Origin of the sequence: Hymenobacter pini (assembly GCF_020421205.1) — a bacterium.
Taxonomy (GTDB): domain Bacteria; phylum Bacteroidota; class Bacteroidia; order Cytophagales; family Hymenobacteraceae; genus Hymenobacter; species Hymenobacter pini.
The window spans coordinates 927523-947637 of sequence record NZ_JAIZZH010000001.1 but is presented as its reverse complement, the minus strand read 5'-3'; the positions used below and the strand labels follow the sequence as shown (position 1 = coordinate 947637).

The 20115-nt window shown below is 60.0% G+C and carries 20 protein-coding genes, 1 tRNA gene and 1 other RNA gene; 7 read left to right on the top strand and 15 right to left on the bottom strand.

Going from position 1 to position 20115, the window contains the following annotated elements:
* Positions 1 to 53 precede the first annotated feature (53 nt).
* The 3 genes from LF252_RS04000 to LF252_RS03990 all read right to left on the bottom strand — a co-directional run bounded on the left by LF252_RS04000 (position 54) and on the right by LF252_RS03990 (position 4053).
* Positions 54 to 863: a M48 family metalloprotease gene (locus LF252_RS04000; RefSeq protein WP_226267839.1), complete on the bottom strand. Its 810-nt coding sequence runs from the start codon at positions 861 to 863 to the stop codon at positions 54 to 56.
* A gap of 160 nt (positions 864 to 1023) precedes the next feature.
* The gene (locus LF252_RS03995) at positions 1024 to 2733 is read right to left on the bottom strand and encodes a flavin monoamine oxidase family protein (RefSeq protein ID WP_226267837.1); all 1710 of its coding nucleotides are present in this window, start codon (positions 2731 to 2733) and stop codon (positions 1024 to 1026) included.
* A gap of 162 nt (positions 2734 to 2895) precedes the next feature.
* Positions 2896 to 4053, bottom strand: a complete 1158-nt coding sequence (locus LF252_RS03990) for a DegT/DnrJ/EryC1/StrS family aminotransferase (protein ID WP_226267836.1) — start codon at positions 4051 to 4053, stop codon at positions 2896 to 2898.
* 152 nt (positions 4054 to 4205) lie between these two features.
* Between LF252_RS03990 and LF252_RS03985 the strand changes: the two genes are divergently transcribed.
* Complete coding sequence (locus LF252_RS03985) at positions 4206 to 5072, top strand: DUF6565 domain-containing protein (protein WP_226267835.1); 867 nt, start codon at positions 4206 to 4208, stop codon at positions 5070 to 5072.
* Between the two features lie 87 nt (positions 5073 to 5159).
* On the opposite strand, the gene LF252_RS03980 is transcribed toward LF252_RS03985, so the two are convergent.
* The 6 genes from LF252_RS03980 to LF252_RS03955 all read right to left on the bottom strand — a co-directional run bounded on the left by LF252_RS03980 (position 5160) and on the right by LF252_RS03955 (position 8795).
* Entirely contained in the window at positions 5160 to 6050 is an 891-nt protein-coding gene (locus tag LF252_RS03980; protein ID WP_226267833.1) for a glycosyltransferase family 2 protein, read from the bottom strand.
* A gap of 162 nt (positions 6051 to 6212) precedes the next feature.
* On the bottom strand, positions 6213 to 6902 hold the full coding sequence (locus LF252_RS03975) for a cell division ATP-binding protein FtsE (protein ID WP_226267831.1): 690 nt from the start codon (positions 6900 to 6902) through the stop codon (positions 6213 to 6215).
* Between the two features lie 46 nt (positions 6903 to 6948).
* Complete coding sequence (locus tag LF252_RS03970; RefSeq protein ID WP_226267829.1) at positions 6949 to 7152, bottom strand: fructose-6-phosphate aldolase; 204 nt, start codon at positions 7150 to 7152, stop codon at positions 6949 to 6951.
* 98 nt (positions 7153 to 7250) lie between these two features.
* The gene (gene fsa, locus LF252_RS03965; RefSeq protein WP_226267827.1) at positions 7251 to 7907 is read right to left on the bottom strand and encodes a fructose-6-phosphate aldolase; all 657 of its coding nucleotides are present in this window, start codon (positions 7905 to 7907) and stop codon (positions 7251 to 7253) included.
* 213 nt (positions 7908 to 8120) lie between these two features.
* Positions 8121 to 8217, bottom strand: an RNA gene (gene ffs, locus LF252_RS03960) — signal recognition particle sRNA small type.
* 125 nt (positions 8218 to 8342) lie between these two features.
* On the bottom strand, positions 8343 to 8795 hold the full coding sequence (locus LF252_RS03955) for a carboxypeptidase-like regulatory domain-containing protein (RefSeq protein ID WP_226267825.1): 453 nt from the start codon (positions 8793 to 8795) through the stop codon (positions 8343 to 8345).
* A 312-nt stretch (positions 8796 to 9107) separates the two neighbouring features.
* Here LF252_RS03955 and guaA point away from each other — a divergent pair, with 312 nt between their 5' ends.
* Positions 9108 to 10640 (top strand): glutamine-hydrolyzing GMP synthase, encoded by a 1533-nt coding sequence (gene guaA / locus LF252_RS03950; RefSeq protein WP_226267823.1) that lies wholly within the window; start codon positions 9108 to 9110, stop codon positions 10638 to 10640.
* A gap of 62 nt (positions 10641 to 10702) precedes the next feature.
* On the opposite strand, the gene LF252_RS03945 is transcribed toward guaA, so the two are convergent.
* From LF252_RS03945 to LF252_RS03935, 3 genes are all read right to left on the bottom strand, one after another.
* The gene (locus tag LF252_RS03945) at positions 10703 to 11578 is read right to left on the bottom strand and encodes a DUF4153 domain-containing protein (RefSeq protein WP_226267821.1); all 876 of its coding nucleotides are present in this window, start codon (positions 11576 to 11578) and stop codon (positions 10703 to 10705) included.
* 15 nt (positions 11579 to 11593) lie between these two features.
* The gene (locus LF252_RS03940) at positions 11594 to 12595 is read right to left on the bottom strand and encodes a DUF4153 domain-containing protein (RefSeq protein WP_226267818.1); all 1002 of its coding nucleotides are present in this window, start codon (positions 12593 to 12595) and stop codon (positions 11594 to 11596) included.
* A 131-nt stretch (positions 12596 to 12726) separates the two neighbouring features.
* A tRNA-Leu gene (locus LF252_RS03935) sits at positions 12727 to 12808 on the bottom strand.
* A gap of 244 nt (positions 12809 to 13052) precedes the next feature.
* On the opposite strand from LF252_RS03935, the gene LF252_RS03930 reads away from it, so the two are divergent.
* The gene (locus LF252_RS03930; RefSeq protein WP_226267816.1) at positions 13053 to 13526 is read left to right on the top strand and encodes a low affinity iron permease family protein; all 474 of its coding nucleotides are present in this window, start codon (positions 13053 to 13055) and stop codon (positions 13524 to 13526) included.
* A 57-nt stretch (positions 13527 to 13583) separates the two neighbouring features.
* Here LF252_RS03930 and LF252_RS03925 read toward each other — a convergent pair whose 3' ends face one another.
* A complete protein-coding gene (locus LF252_RS03925; protein ID WP_226267814.1) occupies positions 13584 to 14267 on the bottom strand; it encodes a Dps family protein in 684 nt (227 codons plus the stop codon).
* Positions 14268 to 14387: 120 nt separating this feature from the next.
* On the opposite strand from LF252_RS03925, the gene LF252_RS03920 reads away from it, so the two are divergent.
* From LF252_RS03920 to LF252_RS03905, 4 genes are all read left to right on the top strand, one after another.
* The gene (locus LF252_RS03920; RefSeq protein WP_226267812.1) at positions 14388 to 15092 is read left to right on the top strand and encodes a VIT1/CCC1 transporter family protein; all 705 of its coding nucleotides are present in this window, start codon (positions 14388 to 14390) and stop codon (positions 15090 to 15092) included.
* Between the two features lie 36 nt (positions 15093 to 15128).
* On the top strand, positions 15129 to 15554 hold the full coding sequence (locus LF252_RS03915; protein WP_226267810.1) for a hypothetical protein: 426 nt from the start codon (positions 15129 to 15131) through the stop codon (positions 15552 to 15554).
* Positions 15555 to 15583: 29 nt separating this feature from the next.
* Positions 15584 to 16105 carry an MOSC domain-containing protein gene (locus LF252_RS03910; protein WP_226267808.1) on the top strand — a complete coding sequence of 174 codons (522 nt, stop codon included), beginning with the start codon at positions 15584 to 15586 and terminating at the stop codon, positions 16103 to 16105.
* Between the two features lie 330 nt (positions 16106 to 16435).
* Positions 16436 to 16591 (top strand): hypothetical protein, encoded by a 156-nt coding sequence (locus tag LF252_RS03905; protein WP_226267806.1) that lies wholly within the window; start codon positions 16436 to 16438, stop codon positions 16589 to 16591.
* Positions 16592 to 16655: 64 nt separating this feature from the next.
* On the opposite strand, the gene LF252_RS03900 is transcribed toward LF252_RS03905, so the two are convergent.
* Both LF252_RS03900 and LF252_RS03895 read right to left on the bottom strand, forming a co-directional pair.
* Complete coding sequence (locus tag LF252_RS03900) at positions 16656 to 18059, bottom strand: RtcB family protein (RefSeq protein WP_226267804.1); 1404 nt, start codon at positions 18057 to 18059, stop codon at positions 16656 to 16658.
* A gap of 1216 nt (positions 18060 to 19275) precedes the next feature.
* Complete coding sequence (locus LF252_RS03895) at positions 19276 to 20115, bottom strand: TIGR02452 family protein (RefSeq protein WP_226267802.1); 840 nt, start codon at positions 20113 to 20115, stop codon at positions 19276 to 19278.

The window sequence follows — 20115 nt, the reverse complement described above, 5'->3', positions numbered from 1 at the left end:
GGTACCTAGGCCAGATACTCCAATTGCGGGAATGCCATCAAGCATATTCGCCGTTACAATATTCGCTTCAACTCGTTGAAGTTGGTGTTGCTGACGCTCCGGTTGGTACAGCCTAGCTGCTGGGCGCTTTTTTGGATGCTTTGAATGCGGGAGCCGGGGTTGGGGTGGGTGCTCAAGAACTCCGGCGTGCGGGCTCCTCCCTCCTTCTCGGCCTTGATGAAGAAGCCGGCGGCTCCGTCGCAGGCGTAGTAGCGGGTGCCGTTGAGGTAAATGGTGGAGTACTTATCGGCCTCGGTTTCGTAGGTGCGGCTGAATTTCAACTGGCCCAGGCCAGCGGCAATCTGCACCAGCTGGTTATTGGAACGATTGCCCAATAGCAGGCCCAGCAACAGGCTGGTACCGTACTGTTTCTGCAATTGCTGGATGCTATGCCGACGGTCCGCGTGGGCAATTTCGTGGCCCAGTACCCCGGCCAGCTGGCTTTCGTTGTCGAGGTATTTTACCAGGCCCGTAAACACGTAAATATGGCCCCCGGGCGTGGCAAAGGCATTCTGGACGGCATCATCCTTAATCAGTTTCACATCCCACGGAAACTGCGTGCGGTACTTGATGTTGCCGTTATCCAACACCCGCTTCACTACCCCGTCCAGCAGTTGGTAGGCGCGGGCGTTGCTGGCGCGCGTCATCAGTTGGCCTTTGGCCTGGTAGAGTGAGTCGGTTTGGTGCGCTACCTGGTTGCCCAGGGCAATATCCTGGTCGATGGAAAACAAGCTGAAGCCCTGAGCAGGCTTGTTGATGGCGGCAGTGGTAATAGCGGCTGCGCCGGCCAGCGGCAGCAGCACAGTCAGCAAAGAACGGCGCATGAGGGAAAGGTTAGGTCGAGAAATGAGTTACTGATACGCAGAAAAGAAAAAACGGTGCCAAACCCTTCGACCCTGCGCAACTTGAGCCGGTTGGCGGCCATCAAAAACGCCACCCCCGGCCGAGGCCCGGAGTGGCGCAGATGACGGAATACGTATCGTATTAGACTAGCTGCTCGGCGCGCAACCGTAGGCGCTGGCGCAGCACTGCGGCCGTGCTACCCGTACGGATGGCGGCGGCAATGCCTTCAGCAGCCATCCGGCCGGTTTCGGCAGCGCCATTCATGTAGCCCTGGTACCAGGCACTGCAGTGCTCCCCAGCAAAATACAGCTGGCCCACGGGTTTGATTTCGGCCCCGGCAATGGTGCTGTACTGCCCCACGCGGTAGCAGGCGTAGGACGCGCGCGTGTAGGGGTGCGTGGGCCAGTGAAAGCGCTCCACCCGGCCATTGTAACGGCCCCTGGTGCCGGGCCAGGCCGCTTCCAGCACTGTGAGGTGCTCATTCACGTGCGACTGTGCCGAGCCGCTGCCCAGGTCCACGGCGGGCTGCCCACCCAGGTACACCGTAAACGTGCCCTGACTGGTGGGCTGCAGCTGGCTGCTGTCCCAGCCGCCCTGGGTAATCTGGTCGGAAAAGAAGTAGCCAGTGTAGCCCCGTTCGCGCCAGGGGCGGCCATTGAAGTCCAGCATCAGCTTGGCGTTGTTGCCGTAGCCCAACTGCTGAATAGCCTGCGTTTTCCAGGTGGGCAGGGTCAGGCCGGCCAGGTCCAGGGTGCGCAGAATGGTGAAGGGCAGAGTCAGCACGGCGTAGTCGGCGGTTACCTCCACGCGGCGGCCGTTGGGTTGCTCGAAGGTGAGGATGTAGGGCCCCGCGGCAGTGCGGCGGGCTGCCACCAGCCGATGCCCCAGGGTATACTGGCCCGGCAGCCGCTGGGCCAGCTCCTCAATTACACGGCTGTTGCCGCCCTGTACCTTGTACCGCTCGTCGCTGATGCCGAAGATGTCGAAGGTGCCCTTGTGGGTATCGGCCGAAAACATCCACAGGAAGTTGATGGCCGTTTGCTCGCTGATGGCCCGGCCAAACTCTGTCACATACGCTACATCCAGCAGCTCCCGGATGAGGCCCGTCAGCCCCACTGAGTCGAAGTAATCGGCAATGGAAAGGGCATCAAAACGGGCCGCAGCGGCCGTCAGGTTGTCGTAGGTGATGACGTTAGGGAGGGAGCGGCAGTCGGCCCCAATCTGCTGTGCATAGGGCTGGAAGGCGCTGATGATTTCGCTGAGGCTGTACTGGCGCCCGTTGAAAAAATACGCATCCTTAATCAGTGCCGTTTCGCTGGCCGACTCCACATCGTACAGCGGCAGGCCAAACTCATTGGCTAGCGTGAGCATGTCGCGGTGGCCGGAGTCAATGAATTCCCCGCCCAACTCGGTAGTCAGCCCCTGCCCCATGAGGTTGCGGGCCGTGTAGATGCGGCCCCCCAGGCGGTTGCTGGCTTCGTACACCTGCGCCACCAGCCCGGCCTTTTGCAGCTGGTAAGCGCAGTTGAGGCCGGCCATTCCCCCGCCCACAATTACAATGCGGGGCTGGCCGCTTTTGGCTGCTTGGGCGGCACTGGTAGCTGCCCCGCGCGGAGCCACGGGTTCGGCCAGGTCGGCGCAGGCGCTGAGCACGGAGCCCGCCGCCAGCAACACGCCGGCCTGAGCCGTGCGGGCCATAAAGCGGCGGCGGCTCTGGGCTACCAGCTGTTCAGCCAGAGCATCGGGTGTAGGGGCTCCCGGCGCATTAGCGGCCGTAGCCGCGTGAAAAGCGTGCTGAAGTAAGCGCAGCAGCGGGGTGCGCGCCGCGGAGGGAGTAGAAGGTGTACTCATGCAGGACTAAGCTACCGGTGGGAAATAGTGGAGATGGAAGTAAACAGGTTTCCGGCAGTTGTCCAATTCCGGGAAAAAGTTTTCCACCCACCCCGCATGGCAGACCACCCAACGCGGATTTTCGGCTGCTCAGCGTCCCAACCTGGGGCACTGGCGCAGGGCTCAGGTCCCCGCCCACTCATGCACCGCCGCCGCCACGTGCGCCACCTGCTGCTCGGAGAGAGTCGGATGAATCGGCAGCGACAAGACAGTACGGCATAGGCGCTCCGCTACCGGAAACTGCCCCGCTTGATATCCTAAGTGCTGGTATGCTGGCTGCAAATGGTTGGGCAGTGGGTAGTATACCTGCGTAGGCACTGCCCTGCGCCGCAAAAACTCCTGCAGCGCGTCGCGGCGGCCGGGCGCATCGGGCACGGTGATGGTGTACTGGTGAAATACGTGGGTACTACGCGGGTCGCGCTGTGGCACCTGCACGTCCGGCACGTTCCGTAGCAGCGCATCATAATGAGCGGCCACGCGCTGGCGGGCCGCCGTCCAGGCAGGCAAGTGCGGCAGCTTCACGCGCAGCAAGGCGGCCTGCAGCGTATCAAGGCGGGAGTTAAGCCCCACGTGCTGGTGGTGATACTTGCGCGTCTGGCCGTGGTTGGCCAGCTGGCGCAGGTAATCGGCCCGGGCGGCGTCGCGAGTAAACAAGGCCCCGCCATCACCGAAACCGCCCAGGTTTTTGCTGGGAAAAAAGGATGTGGTACCCACTTCGCCCACTGTGCCGGCCACCCAGGTTTCGCCGGTGCTGGTGCGGTACGTGGCCCCAATGGCTTGGGCATTGTCTTCAATCAGTGCCAAGTGGTATCGGTCGGCTACCTGGCGCAGGGCTTCCAGGTTGGCACACTGTCCAAACAAATGCACTGCTATAATAGCTCCGGTGCGGCCGGTTACGGCAGCCGCGGCCGCGGCTGGGTCCAGGTTGAAGGTATCCGACAGCACATCGGCGGGCACCGGCACCAACCCTAATACCGCCGCTGCCTCCAGCGTAGCCACATAGGTAAAGGCGGGCACAATTACCTCGCTGCCCGCTGGCAGGTTCAGGCTCATCAGGGCCAGCTGCAGCGCATCGGTACCGTTGGCGCAGGGTATCACGTGCGGGCCTCCAAGGTACTGGCTCAGCTCCTGCGCAAATTCTACTACGGCCGGCCCCTGAATAAAGTGCGCTTCCTGCAGGGTTTCCTGCACGGCGGCTTCCAGGGCGGCTTGCAGTGGTGCGTGCTGGGCGGCGAGGTCCAGCAGCTGAATTTTGGGAATAGGCGAGGTTGGAACAGACATAGGATAGCAGAGACCTTCGGCGGGTAAAGATAGAACCCACCAGCCGGCACGTCCGCGGGCGGGTGTAACCAGGGCCAATTAGGTTGCGTTAGGTTCAGAAATATTCCCGGCATCACCTGCTTTTTTCTCTCTCCAACCTACCCTCTTCTGCCATGATTCGAAATACCCTCACCCGCAATGCCTTGCTGGCCATGTTCGTTTTGGGCGGCACCGCTTTTAGCAGCTGCAACCAGTCGCAGCAGCAGGAAGTATCGGCCGACAGTGAGCAGGCCTACAATGACTTTAAAACCTTTGTAGCTAATACGGAAGCCAAAGCCGACGCAGTAGCCTCGGAAGCGGAGGCCGACTACGACCGGGAAACCACGCAGCTCAAATCTGATTTTGATGCCAAAGTAGCCGCCGTGGACCGCTACGCCGACCAGTACGACGATGCCCGCCGGCAGGAAATTGAGCAGCTCCGCACCCGCTACACCACCGCCTACGACAAGCGCGAAATGACGTGGCGTAACCGCCCCGGCGCTACCGCCGCCATGAATGGCAGCACCAGCACCTCCGGCACCATGAAGCTGGGAAAATACTATAAACCCAGCTCACCGGCTAGCCGCCTCACCGCCGCTAATGCCCGCCAGACCTATGAGGCTTTCGTAAACGACATCAAGCGCAATGAAGACCAGTACGACATTGACGACTGGCGCAATATCAACGCCGAATGGCGGGCCCTGGATGAGGCATACGACAAAGTGAAGAAGGACATTCCGGCGGGCGACCTGGCTGAGATTCAGAAAGAAAAGCTGAAGTACGCGGCCTTCAAATCGTATGATAAAGCCGAAGCTCGGGCGGCACAAGTAGGTAACGCCACCGAGCGAGGTGCCGAAAATGTAGCCGACGAAACCCAAGATGAACGCTCGGCTGTAGGCCGCGCCGCTAGCAATACTGCCAAGGACGTGAAGAATGCCGGCAAGAAAGTAGGCGGCGCCGTAAAGGACGTATTCGACGGCAAAGACGATAAGAAAGACTAAGGCCGCGCCTATTTTAAAAGCACCAAGGCCCGTTTCCTCAGGAAGCGGGCCTTGGTGCTTTTTTTGAGCTATGGTATCTCCTGCACCTCAACGGAGCTCATTCAGCAGCCAGTAGAGCTTTAGCGCATCCAGCTGCCGCAGGCTGGGTCGGCTTGATAACAGGTTGCGGCGCACCTGCTCGCGGCGCAGGCCAAAGGCAGTTCGCACGGCTTCGCTTAGTCCCCAGCGTTTCAGGCGCAAAGCGGCTTGCAGCAGCTTGGTATCTGCCCCCAGCCCCTCGGCCTGGTACAGCAGCACCAGGTTACGTACGGCGTCGTGGGTTTTTTGCAGGAATACCGGAGCCGGCTCCAGCCCGTCGTGCAGCACCGGGTTATCGAGGTGGTACACCTGAATATTGCGGTGCCGCAGGGCCCAGCCAAACTTGGTATCCTCGTGGCCGTAGCGGGTCAGCGTTTCATCGAGCCCCAGCTGGCAGAACACGTCTTTGCGCACCAGCAGGTTGTTGAGCGTGAGCTGGCCGTGCGGGGCGCGCTGCCGCACGGCAGCTGGGCGCGCCTCCCGGTGCCGGCCATACAGCCACCGCAGCCGCAAAGAGGTTTCGGGGGGCGGCGCGGCCTCGTAGGCAGTACCGCCCGATAGCACTGGAGCCAGCTGCCGGGCCGCGGCATAGCGGGCCAGAAACTGCGCATCGGGCAGGCGGCTGTCGTTATCCAGCAACAGGAGCCACTCGTGGGCCGCCGTTGCGGCCAGTTGGTTTCGGATGGCCGACCGGCCCACATTCCGACCCAACTCCTGGTACCTCACCCCGGACAGCTGCGCCAACTCCTGGTTATACCGACGAATCTGCTCCTCCGAGCCATCATCCAGGCAATGAATGACCACGGGCCCCGGCCAATCGGCTGCCTGTGCCAACAGGGCGCGCACCAAGGGCCGCACATCGTAGTTGAACACCGGAATCAGTACCGAAAGTCCTGTCATTCTTTAGAGAAGCAAACGAAAAATCAAGAAACCACATGGAAAGCCCTTGCACAAGAGCCCACCCGCGCCCAAATGGTTGTCAGCAGCCCAAGCTAGGCAGATGTTTTTTACTCGTGTACGACATCCGGAGCCCAGCAGATTGCCCCTTTCCCACGGCACGCGCTAGCTCAGCTCAAATGGAGTCTTGGCCGAATCCACCAATTGGCCCTGCTCGCACTTCAGCACGCGGTGCGGGTACTGCTGAATAAGCTGGTAGTTGTGCGTGGCCATGAGCACGGCCGTGCCCGCGTTGTTGATTTCCGTGAACAGGCGCATAATGCTGTCGGCCACGTCGGGGTCGAGGTTACCGGTGGGCTCATCGGCCAGCAACAGCAGCGGCTCGTTCAGCAGGGCCCGGGCAATAACCACGCGCTGCTGCTCGCCTCCCGAGAGTTGGTGAGGCATTTTGGCGGCCACACTGGCCAGCCCCACACGCATGAGCACCTCTGAAATGCGCTGCTGCTTGCGGGCTTTGCCTTTCCAGCCGGTGGCATTCAGCACAAACAGTAGGTTTTCGGCCACGGTGCGGTCAAATAACAGCTGAAAATCCTGGAAGATGATGCCCAGCTTGCGCCGCAGGTACGGCACTTTATCGGAGGAGCCAGCCCGGGGCAGCGGAAAACCCGCCACGGTGCCCGTACCGGCCGGCAATGGCAAATCGGCGTACAGGGTTTTCAGCAACGAGCTTTTGCCAGAGCCAGTGCGCCCTACCAGGTAGGCAAACTCGCCCTTCTCCAGTGCGAAGCTCACGTTGCGCAGCACCGTATTCACGTCCTGCATGATGTAGGCGTCGTGCAGCTCCAGTACAGTCATAGTTGTTTCTTAAAGGCACCGCCAGAAAACCCTGACGCTAACGGATTCAGATGGTCAGCTTCTGCAGCTTGCCAAACTCCAGACCGGCAATTACGGCGGCCAGCGCCTCTTCTTTGCCCTCCAGCCCGTAGCGGTTCAGGTCCTTCAGGGGACGGTCGGCCCGGAAATAGGCAATCAGCACAAACGCCTCGTCCCGCAACTGAATGTAGTCCGGAATTTTGGCCTTGCCTTTTACTTTGATAATATACATAGAGGAGGAGCTAGAAGTTAGGAGTGAGAAGATAGATGCTGGCGGCCAAGTTCGGCAATTTCAGTACGTAGCCTCTCACTCCTAGCTCCTGTATGCAATTAGCCGTTTACCCGCTTGTGGTCGGCCAGGAAGGCGGCCAGGCCTTTGTCGGTCAGGGGGTGGTTCAGCAGGCCGGTAATTACGTTCAGCGGACAGGTTACCACGTCGGCACCCAGCTCGGCGCACTGAATCAGGTGCGGCACGTGGCGCACCGAGGCGGCCAGCACCTGCGTGGGGTAGCCGTAGTTCGAGAAGATGTCTACAATCTGCTGAATGAGCAGCAAGCCGTCGGCTCCAATGTCATCCAGGCGGCCCACGAAGGGCGACACGTAGGTGGCACCGGCTTTAGCAGCCAGCAGCGCCTGCCCAGCCGAGAAAATCAGGGTGCAGTTGGTTTTGATGCCTTTATCGGAGAAGTAGCGAATAGCCTTTACGCCGTCCCGAATCATGGGCACTTTCACCACAATGTTGGGGTGCAGCTCAGCCAAGGCCTCTCCTTCCCGAATGATGCCTTCGAAGTCGGTAGCAATTACTTCCGCCGACACGTCGCCGTCCACAATTTCGCAGATCTGGCGGTAGTGCGCCATCACCGCGTCGGTGCCCTTGATGCCCTCTTTGGCCATCAGGGAGGGGTTGGTGGTTACGCCGTCGAGCACGCCGAGCTCCACAGCTTCCTGAATCTCCTTCAGGTTGGCAGTATCAATGAAAAATTTCATGCGGGTAGGTTGGAAAACAACAATGCTCGCAAAGCTAAGCACTGATTTATCGGATTTAGCGGATTGCTTGGATTTTGTACCGCCAGCTCCCGGGCCTTAGGCTGGCAAAGGCTGTAAAACACAGAAAGCGGCCCGAAATCAGGCCGCTTTCTGTTAGAGGCGAATTGGTCACGCTAAGCGTGCAGTCCGGAGAATCCGGCTCAATCCGTGATAAAAAAAGCGAGCCAAAATCGCACCGCTCAACCACTTACCCTTGCTACCTTCCGGTCCTGGGGGAGTTCAGCAGGAGCTGGTCGTTCTGACTCGCCGTTGCAAAGATAGAAACCCTTTCAGCGAAACCGGCACATCGGGCAGGCTTTTTTCTTACTCGGGAGGATATCAGCAAGGCAATCAAGGGCTTTCTTTTGCGTAAAGCAGCCGCTAGCACCCCCAAAATCAGTGTTTCCAGGCCCGGGTGGCTGCTTTGGTTCGCTTTTTCAGCTCCTTGCGGTAGCCTTTTATGGGTTCCAGTTTAAACAGCAGGTCGGCGGGGCCACGGGCTACCCGCTCTGCATCTTCATAACCGGCAAAGCTTACCCGGATAACGGGGGTTGCCACCCCCACGGGCAATAGATAGTCACCGGCCGAGTTGGTACTAACGGAGTGCAGATGGTCGCCCACAATCATCACCGTAGCCCCCTTCAGTGGGTTGCCCCACTCGTCAACCACGTTACCAGCCAGCACTTTTTTTTCGGTACGGCTGACGGACTGCGCCCGGGCGTCGGCCAGCAGCGGTGCCTTGGCCGCATCCGCAGTGGCGGGCTCGGCAGACTGCTGTGCCACGGTGGTGGTAGGCAGGGCCAGCGCCCCCAGCAGGGAAAGGGCCACTAAAGGTAGAGTTGAATGCATGATGAGGGGATTAGCAAACCAGATCGGACGTTCACAAAAATGCGGAGTACGCTGCCTACTGTAAAGGCAAATACTGCTCTGTTTGTGACTTGTATTTCCAGCGAAATTCCATGGCACTCTGGCAGTAAATCCAGCATGTATAGCTGTATGAAAGCCTCTCTACTTTGCTGCCCCCTAACAAATGTGACACTCCATGCTTGAGACCAAGATAACAGTTGGTTCTCCAGGGCAAGGGTTGGAGCAGTAGCGCTGCCGGATGAAAAATTTACCCATGGATTCGGGGGTTCTGACATCTGTGCGCTACTTTTGCCCATGCCGCAACAAATTCTGATTCTCGATTTTGGGTCGCAGTACACCCAACTCATTGCCCGGCGCATCCGGGAATTGAACGTTTACTGCGAAATTCATCCGTATAACCACGCCCCGGCCCTCACTGAGGATATCCGGGGCGTTGTGCTTTCGGGCTCCCCCTGCTCCGTGCGCGACGCCGACTCGCCCAATCCTGACTTGAGCCGCTACCTGGGCCAGGTGCCAGTGCTGGGCGTGTGCTACGGCGCGCAACTGCTGGCCCACCAGCAAGGCGGCGAGGTGCTGCCCGCCACCATCCGGGAGTACGGCCGGGCCCGCCTCAGCCGCGTCCTGCACGACTCGCCCCTATTGCACGGTGTACCCACCGAGTCGCAGGTGTGGATGTCGCACGGCGACACCATTAAGACCCTGCCCCAGGGCTTCGATATCATTGCCAGCACCCCCGAGGTAGCCGTGGCCGCCTTCAAAATTGAAGGTCAGGAAACCTACGGTATCCAGTTCCATCCCGAGGTAACGCACTCCACCGACGGCAAAACGCTGCTGCAGAACTTCGTGGTGAACATATGCGGACTGGACCAGAGCTGGACGCCGGAGCACTTCGTGGATTCGATGGTAGAAACTCTGCAGCGCACTATTGGCGAAGAAGACCAGGTGATTCTGGGCCTCTCGGGCGGGGTCGATTCGTCGGTGGCGGCGCTGCTGCTGCACAAGGCCATTGGCAAGCGCCTGCACGGCATTTTCGTGAACAACGGACTGCTGCGCAAGGACGAGTACGAGCAGGTGCTTCACTCCTACCAGGGCCTGGGCCTGAACGTGCGCGGCGTGGATGCCTCCCAGGAGTTTTACGACTCGCTGGCGGGCCTGACCGACCCGGAGCTGAAGCGCAAAGCCATCGGCCGCACCTTCATTGAGGTGTTCGACCGGGAAGCGCAGAAAGTGGAGGGAGCCCGCTGGCTGGCCCAGGGTACTATTTATCCCGACGTGATTGAGTCGGTATCGGTGAAGGGTCCGGCCGTGACCATCAAAAGCCACCACAACGTGGGCGGCCTGCCCGAGAAGATGAACCTGCGGATTGTGGAGCCGCTACGGGCCCTGTTCAAGGATGAGGTGCGCGAAGTAGGCCATACCCTGGAGCTGCCCGCCAACATCCTGCATCGTCACCCCTTCCCCGGCCCCGGCCTGGGTATCCGCATCCTCGGCGACATTACCCCGGAGAAAGTGGACCTGCTCCAGCGCGCCGACGCTATTTTCATCAACGGCCTAAAAGAGCACGGCCTCTACGAGAAAGTGTGGCAGGCTGGCGTGATGTTGCTGCCCGTGCAGAGCGTGGGCGTGATGGGCGACGAACGGACCTACGAGCGGGTGGTAGCCCTGCGCGCCGTAACCAGCGTGGATGGCATGACGGCCGACTGGGCCCACTTACCCTACGAGTTCCTGGCCGAGGTGAGCAACAAAATCATCAACCAGGTGCGCGGCATCAACCGCGTGGTGTACGACATCAGTTCGAAGCCACCAGCAACCATTGAGTGGGAATAATACATCTGGTTACTTGAAAAAAGAGCCGTTGGCGTGCTGCCAACGGCTCTTTTTGTATTGGGTTATTTCGCTGGTTTCCCACTAGCAGATGTTATTTCAAGCAACGCGCTGCCCTCAAAAGTGTAGCTGTTGTTGTGCTGTATGTCGCAGGTTAGCCGTTGCAAATAAAGATGTAGCGTGTATCTGCTTTGGGTGGTACCTAGCGTGAGTGACCGGGCCGGCAATTCTTGGGAAGTATTTCGCTGAGCATTAGTTTGTACCACTAATGAGTCGGCCAGACGGTTCAGATGTGCCGTTAGTTGCGGTTGCCATTGCCCCGTTGCTCGTTCCTGCTCTAGAATTACTTCCTCACCCGAATCCGGAATACGCAGGCGGTAGTTGCCTTCCAGGAGGGTTAGCGGAATAGTGCCTCCTACTTCAACTACACCTGAATTGACGTTTGGCACCCAGTAGCGTCCATTCCCTAAGGTGTGCACTTCAGGGTTTTCGGTATAGAAAGAAATGATGCCTGAGTTTTCTTCTGAATCATCAGCGTATTCATTCCACTCTGGGAACCCACTGATAGCGTAGAGTTGCTTGGTTTGCTGCCGTGTGCGTAACCACCGAGGCATACTGCGGAGCGAATCCGGCACGGTAAGCTTTGCGACAAACAACGGCTGTAACTCATCTACTGCTTCCCGGTGCGCGAAGAAGTCGAACACCGAACTGATGCGCTTGCGAGCCTCTTCAGGTAGATTCTTCACCCGCTTCCCAGACCCGTCCAGCTTACCATCCTTTAGTAACCCATACTCCACGCTGATTTCTTGCAACTGACTTAATTGGCTGCGCTGGGCCACGGCAAAGGCGCCCCAGGGCCCGCCCGCCGCCATAAGAGCCACTACCGCCAGCGAAGCTGGAATCCAGATAATGCCCTGCCCGCGCCGCACCAGAAAGTACATGGCAATACCGAACAGCTAGGCGGCCAGCACCAGCACGAAATACCGTTCCTCGGTGATGCCATAGGCCTGGATGCGGGTGCTGATGGCCACGGCCAGTAACCCCAGCAACGGAAACAACGCCAAGTAAAACCACCGCCCGAACGTGCGAATCCAGGTGTTTTCGGCGGCATGGCGGATGGGGTGAATCAGGAGCAGGGCGAATATGCCGGCTACCGCCAACGCCAGCACCAGCAACGACACCCAGCCTTTGGGCAACGTCCAGAGCAGGATGATGCGCCCCATGTAAGCGTACAGGATGCCCAGGTACAGCACTACTAACGGCAGCAGCACAAACTGGGTGAATACCTTCAGCCCCTTTGGGTAGCTGGTTTCTTGCTCCAGCGCCGCAAAATCACGCGGTACGCCAGCCAGGAAAAACCAGGTGTTGAAGATGGAGCCCAGCACTACACACAAATCGGCATAGACGCGCGGCCTAATATCCACGAAAAAGAGGTTTTCAATGGCTACCAAAGCCAGCGCGCAACCCGCAAACAGCACTCCGGAGTACAGCCCAGAGGTAAGGATGCGCAGGAACAGGGTTTCGTTATAATGCCAGAAGCCCGGCGTATCGGCTTGGCGACGCAGTTCGGAGAGGTAAGGCCCGGCGGCTACTGACAGGTGCGTACCCAACAGCAATAAGGCCAGCCGGGCACCCCACTCAGGAGTAGGCTCGGCTGGTGCCATAGCATACCAAACCGCCAACAGCCCCAGCACTACCGCTAAAGCACCCCACCGGGTGGCCGACCGCCAGCGGTACCGCTCGGCTGTGAGGGCCACGGCCAGTGTACCCGACAAGCCCAGCCCCGCCGCCGACAACACCGGAAACAGCCAATCCAGGTGATGCTTCTCCTGGTAGTTAAGGTGGTTGGTGTATATGCCCACGCCGCACAGCACCACGGCACACAACAACACGTGGGGAAAGCGCCGCACCACGCGAACCGCTTCGGCAGCCAAGTACTGCAGGGAGGGTAGTTTCATGAAAGCACGGGAGTAGGTCGCTAAGAAACGAAAAGAACCGGACCTAATACCCGCTTTGAGGGAATCTTACCTCAACCCACCCAGAGAGCAAAAAAGCCGCCTCGGCGAACCGAAGCGGCTTTTTACCAGAGTGCGCGCGGGGAGATTCGAACTCCCACACCCGAAGGCACCACCCCCTCAAGATGGCGTGTCTACCAGTTTCACCACGTGCGCAGATGACGGCTAGCACTCCTTTACTTGGGCAGAAGCTTTAGCTTCCGGATTCACTGAGGCGGCGAATCGAGGACAAAAGTAGAGGGTTGCGACGAAGCGAGCAAGCCCCTGCCCTATTTTTTACCACTTCAATGCCCCATACAGGGGTTGAAGGCTCATTGTCAGACAATAAAATTTCATTTTGTCCTCACGTAGCCAGCTTCACATTTACCCAAAAGTCACTTCTCTCACCATTCTCCTGATCATGCAGAACCGCGTTAATCCAACCGAGCCCACCCATTCCAGCTTTTTTGCCCAGTTTGCTGGGGTGGTTACCACGTGGTCGGGCTCCACGCTGGCCTTCTGCCTGGCCTTAGGTACGGTGATAGTGTGGGCCGTTACGGGGCCGTTGTTTCACTACTCCGAAAACTGGCAGTTGGTCATCAACACAGGTACCACCATCGTAACCTTTCTGATGGTATTCCTCATTCAGCGGGCCCAGAATAAGGACTCCCTGGTGCTGCACCTGAAGCTGAATGAGCTGATTGCCGCGCACAAGGGAGCCAGCAACCGCCTGATTAATGCCCAGGATTTTTCGGAAGAAGAAATCAACCTGTTGCACGGCTATTTCTGTTTGCTGGCCGACAAAGCCAAACAGGACCACGATTTAGGCCGCACCCACTCAGTGGAAGAGGCGGAGGAAAACCACCAGGAAAAGCGACGCGCCCACCATCAATAACAACAAAGGCGGCTCCCGGGCTGGGAGCCGCCTTTACTGTACCAAAATGGCTGCGACCTACTCAGCGCGGGCCAGCGGGGTGTCTACCACGTGCTCCGAGATAAACCACACCTGCATTTCGTTGGTGCGCATCACGTCGCTTACTACCAAGTCATTGGTGCCATCGTCGCCGGCCTCATCGGCTTGCTTAGCGTAATCGTGGCAGTTTTTGAGCATAATCTGGTGGGCTTCCAGCAAGCGAGATACCTGCACGGGAGCCTCTTCCCGGTCGCGGGGCGGGCGCGGAATGCTGGTTAGTTCGGCCACGTCGGCGGCCATAGCCACGGCCACCCCACCCAGAATCTGAATTCGCTCGGCAATAGTGTCTACCAGAGTGCTCTGCTCCTCGTAGTGCTTATCGTAGAGCAGGTGCAATTGGTAAAAAGTAGGGCCTACTACCTGCCAGTGGTGTTTTTTGTACAGGTCGCGCAGGGTAATGGTATCGGCCAGCAGCTGGTTGAGCTGGGTCACGCTCTGCTGCCGGGTTTTCTCATCGAGGCCGATGGGCAGGCGCTGCGACACGGTGCCGTACTTCTGCAGCGGGGCCGGGGCGTTGAACTGCTGGTTCAGGATGGGCTGCACGCTGGGGGCGCTTTGGCCATTGGCAGAAGCGGCGGCCGTACGCTTGGCAGCGGGGGCTTTGGGAGCAGCGGCCGGCGCGGCTTTGGCAGCCGGGGCCGATTTGGCAGTTGATTTAGCCATGATACTGTTCAGAGGAAAGAATAGGGTCGAAGAAATAACGGCGGGCGGGAGAAGCCGTTCGTTTGCTCAGCATACGCGTATATTCCGCTCCAGGTTAATCCCAAGGCCTTTTTTTTGACCATGCAGCACGTGCATCCCCACCCCGAAGAACACCTGACCAGTTCGGCCATGCTGCAGGATATTGTCATTGGCTTATCCGATGGGCTTACGGTGCCGTTTGCGCTGGCGGCCGGGCTGAGTGGGGCCGTGCAGTCGTCGGGGCTGGTGATTACGGCGGGGCTAGCCGAAATTGTGGCGGGCTCCATTGCCATGGGGCTGGGCGGCTACCTGGCAGGCCGCACCGAGGTAGAGCACTACGCCTCGGAGCTGCAGCGCGAATACCGGGAAATTGACGAAGTACCGCACGTGGAGCGGGCCGAGGTAGATGAGCTACTGGCTGAAATGGGGCTGTCGGAAAAAACCCGGGCGCTAGCCTTGCAGGAACTCACCGACGACCGAGACCAGTGGGTGCGCTTCATGATGAAATACGAACTCGGGCTCGAGAAACCGGACCCCAAGCAGGCCCCCAAGAGTGCCGTTACCATCAGCATTGCGTATGCGCTGGGCGGGCTAATTCCGTTGAGTGGCTATTTTTTTACCAGTACGCCCACGCAGGGCCTGCTGTGGTCGGCGGTAATTACGCTGGTCTGCCTGCTGATTTTCGGCTACCTGAAAAGCCGCCTGACGGGCCAGCCGCCCGTGCTGGGAGCCCTTAAAATGGCCGGCACCGGTGCCCTAGCTGCAGGAGCCGCCTTTTTGGTAGCCCGGCAGTTTGAGTCGCACTAATTCCCTTTTTTCTTCTTTCTCCCTCCACTTCCTGTTATGAATGAAGCACATCTGCACTTGCTTCTGAACCACACGCCTATTCTGGGCAGCTTATTTGGCCTGCTGGTGCTGGCCGTTGGCGTGGTGCGCCGCAACCCCACCATCACCCGGGTTGGGCTCGTTAGTTTGCTGGGAGCCGCTGCTTTGGCTATTCTTACCCAGCATACCGGGGAAGGTGCCGAGGAAGTGGTGGAAAAGATTCCCGGTATCACGCACCAGTTGATTCATGCCCATGAGGAGGCAGCGGAGCTGGGTTTCTGGGCCCTTGAACTCACCGGAGCACTGGCCCTGTTGGCTTTGCTGGTGACCACCCGGGCCCGGCTGTTTACGCTGGCGGCTCTAGCGGGGGCATTACTGAGCTTTGGCCTGCTGGCCCGAGCCGGCAACCTGGGCGGCCAAATCCGCCACTCCGAAATCCGCTGATTTCTGTACCTCCTTTTCCCTCTGACTGTATGCCCTTCCCGTTTTTTGGCGACGATAAATCGACGATAGCCCGGCTTCTCAACACCCTACCCCAGCAAGGCCGTCTGGAGTGGATTGGCTTGCGCCCCGCCCGGCGAGAGAGCATGCTGAGCGTACCTGAAGCTACGGCCGAAACCGACCGCCACCTCCACGGCGACCATGCCCGCCCCAAAGCCGGCGGTAAGCGCCAGATTACCCTCATTCAGCAGGAGCACCTGGCTTCCGTGGCCGGGTTTCTGAGGCTGACTGAACCAGTGGCCCCGCAACGCCTACGGCGTAACCTGGTGGTAAGCGGGCTGAACCTACTGGCGCTGAAAAACCGCCGGGTACGCATTGGCAGCGACGTGATACTGGAAATTACGGGTGAGTGCCACCCCTGCTCCCGCATGGAGGAAGAACTAGGGCCCGGCGGTTACAACGCCATGCGCGGCCACGGTGGCCTAACCGCCCGCATTGTGCAGGGCGGCAATCTGCGGGTAGGCGACGTGGTGCAGATTGAGCCAACACAATAGCTGGCGAAAATCCAATTCAAGTATGTACATGCATTCAGTTTGAAGAGAGACATCCGTCAACTCCTTATTTGCCTTGCCCTGTTCTTCAGCTTTCTTAATTTAAACGAGCAATTAGCCTCACTCACCGACCACGACCTCCAGCTTATCTGAAATAAAGTGGCTTCCATAAAAACCGATACTACTTTTGTGCACGTAGGTACACCTACACGAGTAGCCTGAGTAGTGCGCAACGCTACGCAGGCAGCCGCCCTCTTTTATCCTATTGCCTAGCGCCCACGCACCGGTAGCAGGCCGTCGTCCAGTTCTTATGTATATCAGAGCCCATTTTGTATGGAACCGTGCGTCTCCACCCCCAACTTGGCCACCACGGCGGTAGCACTGCTACTGTTGGCCAATCTGCTGCCGGTAGCCGATTCTTATCGGCCCAGTGCCCTCAGCGCGGCGCTGGAAACTGCGCCCGAACGGCACCGGCGGCACCGCTCCTGAACTTCTAAAGTAAAAAAGCCCACCTGAACTATCAGGTGGGCTTTTTTCGTAACAAATGGTGGCGCTACACGCCGCCTTCCATCCGCACGATGCGCGGCGTGAATGAACCCAGCACGTCTACTAGGCCAGTCTGGCTCTGCATCACCTGGCGGATGTCTTTATAGGCCTGCGGAGCTTCATCGAGGCCGCCCCCGATGAGTTCCACCCCGTGCTGCTGCAGGTAGCGGCGCACTTCGGCCTCGCCCAACTCCTGCTTGGCCCGGGTGCGCGACATCAGCCGGCCCGCCCCGTGCGAGGCCGAGCTTAGGGAGCTGGCTTCACCCCGGCCCCGCACAATGAAGCCGGGGGCCGTCATGGAGCCGGGAATGATACCCAGTACCCCCGCCCCGGCCGGGGTAGCGCCCTTGCGGTGCACCACCACCTGCTGGCCCGAGACCAGCTGCTCCTTCCAGGCAAAGTTGTGGTGGTTTTCTACTTTTCCCAGGGGCTTTTCCCCGAGTGCTTTGGCTAGGCGGTGGTGAATCTGGTGGTGACAGGCCGAGGCGTAGTCCCCGGCCAGGCTCATGGCCGCCCAGTATTCCTGCCCCGCTTCGGCCTCCAGGCTCAGCCAGGCCAAGTGCCGGGCTTCGGCCGGGAGCTGGCAGGTATCCTGCGCGAGCTTGGTGTAGTGGTTGGCAATGCTGGCCCCCAATCCCCGGGAACCGGAGTGCGAGAGCAGGCCCAAGTACTGGCCCACCGGCACGCCTAGTTCGTTGGCAGGGTCGAGGATGTCCACCACGCCCCACTCTACAAAGTGGTTGCCGCCGCCGGAGGAGCCAATCTGCGCTGCGGCTGTGTCCAGCTTATTGCGCAGGAAGGGAATGTCTTGGAATTCCGCCCTGCTCAGCACGGCGTGGTCGAGGCGCTGGCCGTGGCGAAAGACGTCGCGCCCGCCGAACCGGGTGTGTTCCAGCAGCAGCTTGCGCAGCTCCTGCACCCGCTGCTCCAGAAACTTAGGCGGCAACGGAAACACCGACAGGGCCATGCGGCACCCAATGTCCACGCCCACGGCATAGGGAATTACGGCATTATCGGTGGCCAGCACGCCCCCGATAGGCAGGCCGTAGCCGTGGTGGGCATCGGGCATGAGGGCCCCGGCCACCGCCACGGGCAGCTTCATGGCCGTTTCCATCTGATGAATGGCCCCCTGCTCGATGTGCTCAGCCCCAAAGATGGTGTACTCCTTGCGCTCGGCAAGGGCAATGTGGCGGCTGGGCGGGGGCAGCAGCGCGGCGGCCGTGTGGCTCCAGTCGAGGTGGGTGAGGTAGGTTTGGGGGTTAGCCAGCAGTTCCTTCAGCAAGGTCAGCTGGTCGGTTTGCGAGAGTTTTTTGAGGTGCTTGCGCTGCAGTTGAGCCAGCGCCAGCCCAATGGCCCGACCTTCCGGGAAACCCAGTTGGCGAAGGTCGTTGCCGCGTAATTGTGAGGCCATAACGAATTATATCAAGAAGAAAGAAACAGGACGGAAAGGTGAGTTCCGGCGTAACCAGCAAGCCGCGTGCAGCTACGCCAAAGCAGTAGCGACGAAACAGGTCGAAGGAACGCGGCTTTACGACAGCCGGAACTCACCCACTCATCCAGGAAACCCTACCCGGGCTATCGGCCAAACCGGCGCTTCAAACTAATCGAAGTGAGCCAGCCAGTAGCCGATTATAAGACACCGGGCAGGTGCTTCCTTCCAAACGCTGCCCACCGCGGGCCAGAGCAACAGGCGGGCGGCCTCTATCCTGCTCTACCAGCTGAGCTACGCACCAGCCGCCCGGTTTGGGGGCAACTGCTGCGGCAGGATTCGAACCTGCGACCCGGGCAACCCTATTGCGAAGTATGGCCGCCCTACGGCATCCGGCCCCGGCGGGGCAGCGTTTGGCACTATAAACAGAAGCAAGTAACAGGCCGGTTGCCCGCTAGAAAAAGGTGCTTTCAGCCACTCAGCCACGGCCCGGGTGTGCGGGCCGGCGGGATTCGAACCCGCGAATTTCTTTTTACTCGAAATTGACCTGCGAAGGAGGGCAACCGTACGACACTGCTTCCGGTGTTTCGGGTGGGGCGGGGCAACAAGCGCCGGGCCAGGACCTGCTCTACCCAACTGAGCTACGGCCTTCCCCGCGAGAGAAAAACCGGCGGGACTCGAACCCGCGACCTGGGCGTTAAGAGCGCGAAGTAGGCCACAGCTACGGCACCCGCCTTACCCGAAAAACAACCATCGACTGCGCTTCCGGCCCGGTAGCCGGGCAACGGGCGGCAGGCGGTACACCGCGGCCAGGCCGCGGCGGGGATTCGAACCCTGACCCACCAAGAAGGTGGGCTTCAACCAGACGAAGGAACGCCTGCCTACGACACCGGCTACGGGTAGCCGGAAAGCGTCAGTCGGGGTGGAATGGGCGGGCCGCAACGCACGGCATCGGAGCCATTCCGGCCGGTGGATGCCCAATGAGCGGCAGCCACCTTCCCAAAACGTACATTATCTATCCTTGAACATGGAAATAAAAATGATTTAAGCGGTTTTTGAAGTTACTGAACTGCCATGCAGAGGCCAGAGGCCGAAGCATCGTGCGTGCTGCTATTGTGATGGTATTCAGACGTCAGCTAAGCGAGATGCTTCTGCTGCGCCTCTGCATGACGGGCGGTAGGTCACATATCGTACCCGGCTACGCGCCCTGCAAGGCTTCCTCGAAGGCCCGGAGCACGGCGTGCGGGGGCTTGGGGTCGAAGATGGCAAAGTCGATGCGGCGGAACCGGTTGCGGATGGCGGGGTCGGCCAGGGCTTCGCGGAACAGCCGGGCCACCTGGGCCGGGTCGTTGCCGAAAACCCCGCAGCCCCAGGCCCCCAGCACGAGGGCTTCCACGCCGTGACGTATGGCCGTGGCCAGCACCAGCCGCAGGCGGTGGCGCATCACCGGCTCCAGCTGCGGCATCAGCTCCGGGGAGTTGCGCTGTAGCGCCCCGGCATTCACGGCCGGGGCCGTGATGATATCCAGCAGCAACGGCTGCGGCAGCCACTCCCCCGCCTCGCCGCGAAACACCGGCACCCCGGGCGAGTACACCAGGTAGTCGCTGTAGAGGGCCGTGCCGTCGGGGCGCTTGTTGTGGGCGTACATCTGCTTGAACTGCGTGAGGCACGGATACAGCCCCGAGGACCGCGCCAGGCTTTCTTCCTGCGCCTGACTGCCATTCAGAAACCCGCCGCCCGGGTTACGGGCCGAGGCAAAGTTGAGGCAGCCCACCCGCCGGTACTCCGCCGTTAGGCGGGCGGCGGCTTCCAGCGTGGTGGCCGCATACACCCGGATATCGGCCGGGGGGCCGGGCACCGGGTGCAGCTCCCGCAGCAGCAGGCCGGCATCGGCGGGGCTGTAAAGGCGGCTGCCGGTTTCGGCGGCGCGCTGCGCGGTGGCCAGGTCTACGGCCGGGCCCTCACCGGACTGGTAGCAGCCGGTTTGCAGGGCGGCCAGGGTGGTTTGGGCAATCTGTTGGCGGAATTCTCGGTTCAT

Coding starts and splice junctions, on each gene's coding strand:
- LF252_RS04000 (WP_226267839.1), bottom strand. CDS start 863: ATGCGCCGTTCTTTGCTGACTGTGCTGCTGCCGCTGGCCGGCGCAGCC.
- LF252_RS03995 (WP_226267837.1), bottom strand. CDS start 2,733: ATGAGTACACCTTCTACTCCCTCCGCGGCGCGCACCCCGCTGCTGCGC.
- LF252_RS03990 (WP_226267836.1), bottom strand. CDS start 4,053: ATGTCTGTTCCAACCTCGCCTATTCCCAAAATTCAGCTGCTGGACCTC.
- LF252_RS03985 (WP_226267835.1), top strand. CDS start 4,206: ATGATTCGAAATACCCTCACCCGCAATGCCTTGCTGGCCATGTTCGTT.
- LF252_RS03980 (WP_226267833.1), bottom strand. CDS start 6,050: ATGACAGGACTTTCGGTACTGATTCCGGTGTTCAACTACGATGTGCGG.
- LF252_RS03975 (WP_226267831.1), bottom strand. CDS start 6,902: ATGACTGTACTGGAGCTGCACGACGCCTACATCATGCAGGACGTGAAT.
- LF252_RS03970 (WP_226267829.1), bottom strand. CDS start 7,152: ATGTATATTATCAAAGTAAAAGGCAAGGCCAAAATTCCGGACTACATT.
- fsa (WP_226267827.1), bottom strand. CDS start 7,907: ATGAAATTTTTCATTGATACTGCCAACCTGAAGGAGATTCAGGAAGCT.
- LF252_RS03955 (WP_226267825.1), bottom strand. CDS start 8,795: ATGCATTCAACTCTACCTTTAGTGGCCCTTTCCCTGCTGGGGGCGCTG.
- guaA (WP_226267823.1), top strand. CDS start 9,108: ATGCCGCAACAAATTCTGATTCTCGATTTTGGGTCGCAGTACACCCAA.
- LF252_RS03945 (WP_226267821.1), bottom strand. CDS start 11,578: ATGTACTTTCTGGTGCGGCGCGGGCAGGGCATTATCTGGATTCCAGCT.
- LF252_RS03940 (WP_226267818.1), bottom strand. CDS start 12,595: ATGAAACTACCCTCCCTGCAGTACTTGGCTGCCGAAGCGGTTCGCGTG.
- LF252_RS03930 (WP_226267816.1), top strand. CDS start 13,053: ATGCAGAACCGCGTTAATCCAACCGAGCCCACCCATTCCAGCTTTTTT.
- LF252_RS03925 (WP_226267814.1), bottom strand. CDS start 14,267: ATGGCTAAATCAACTGCCAAATCGGCCCCGGCTGCCAAAGCCGCGCCG.
- LF252_RS03920 (WP_226267812.1), top strand. CDS start 14,388: ATGCAGCACGTGCATCCCCACCCCGAAGAACACCTGACCAGTTCGGCC.
- LF252_RS03915 (WP_226267810.1), top strand. CDS start 15,129: ATGAATGAAGCACATCTGCACTTGCTTCTGAACCACACGCCTATTCTG.
- LF252_RS03910 (WP_226267808.1), top strand. CDS start 15,584: ATGCCCTTCCCGTTTTTTGGCGACGATAAATCGACGATAGCCCGGCTT.
- LF252_RS03905 (WP_226267806.1), top strand. CDS start 16,436: ATGGAACCGTGCGTCTCCACCCCCAACTTGGCCACCACGGCGGTAGCA.
- LF252_RS03900 (WP_226267804.1), bottom strand. CDS start 18,059: ATGGCCTCACAATTACGCGGCAACGACCTTCGCCAACTGGGTTTCCCG.
- LF252_RS03895 (WP_226267802.1), bottom strand. CDS start 20,115: ATGAACCGAGAATTCCGCCAACAGATTGCCCAAACCACCCTGGCCGCC.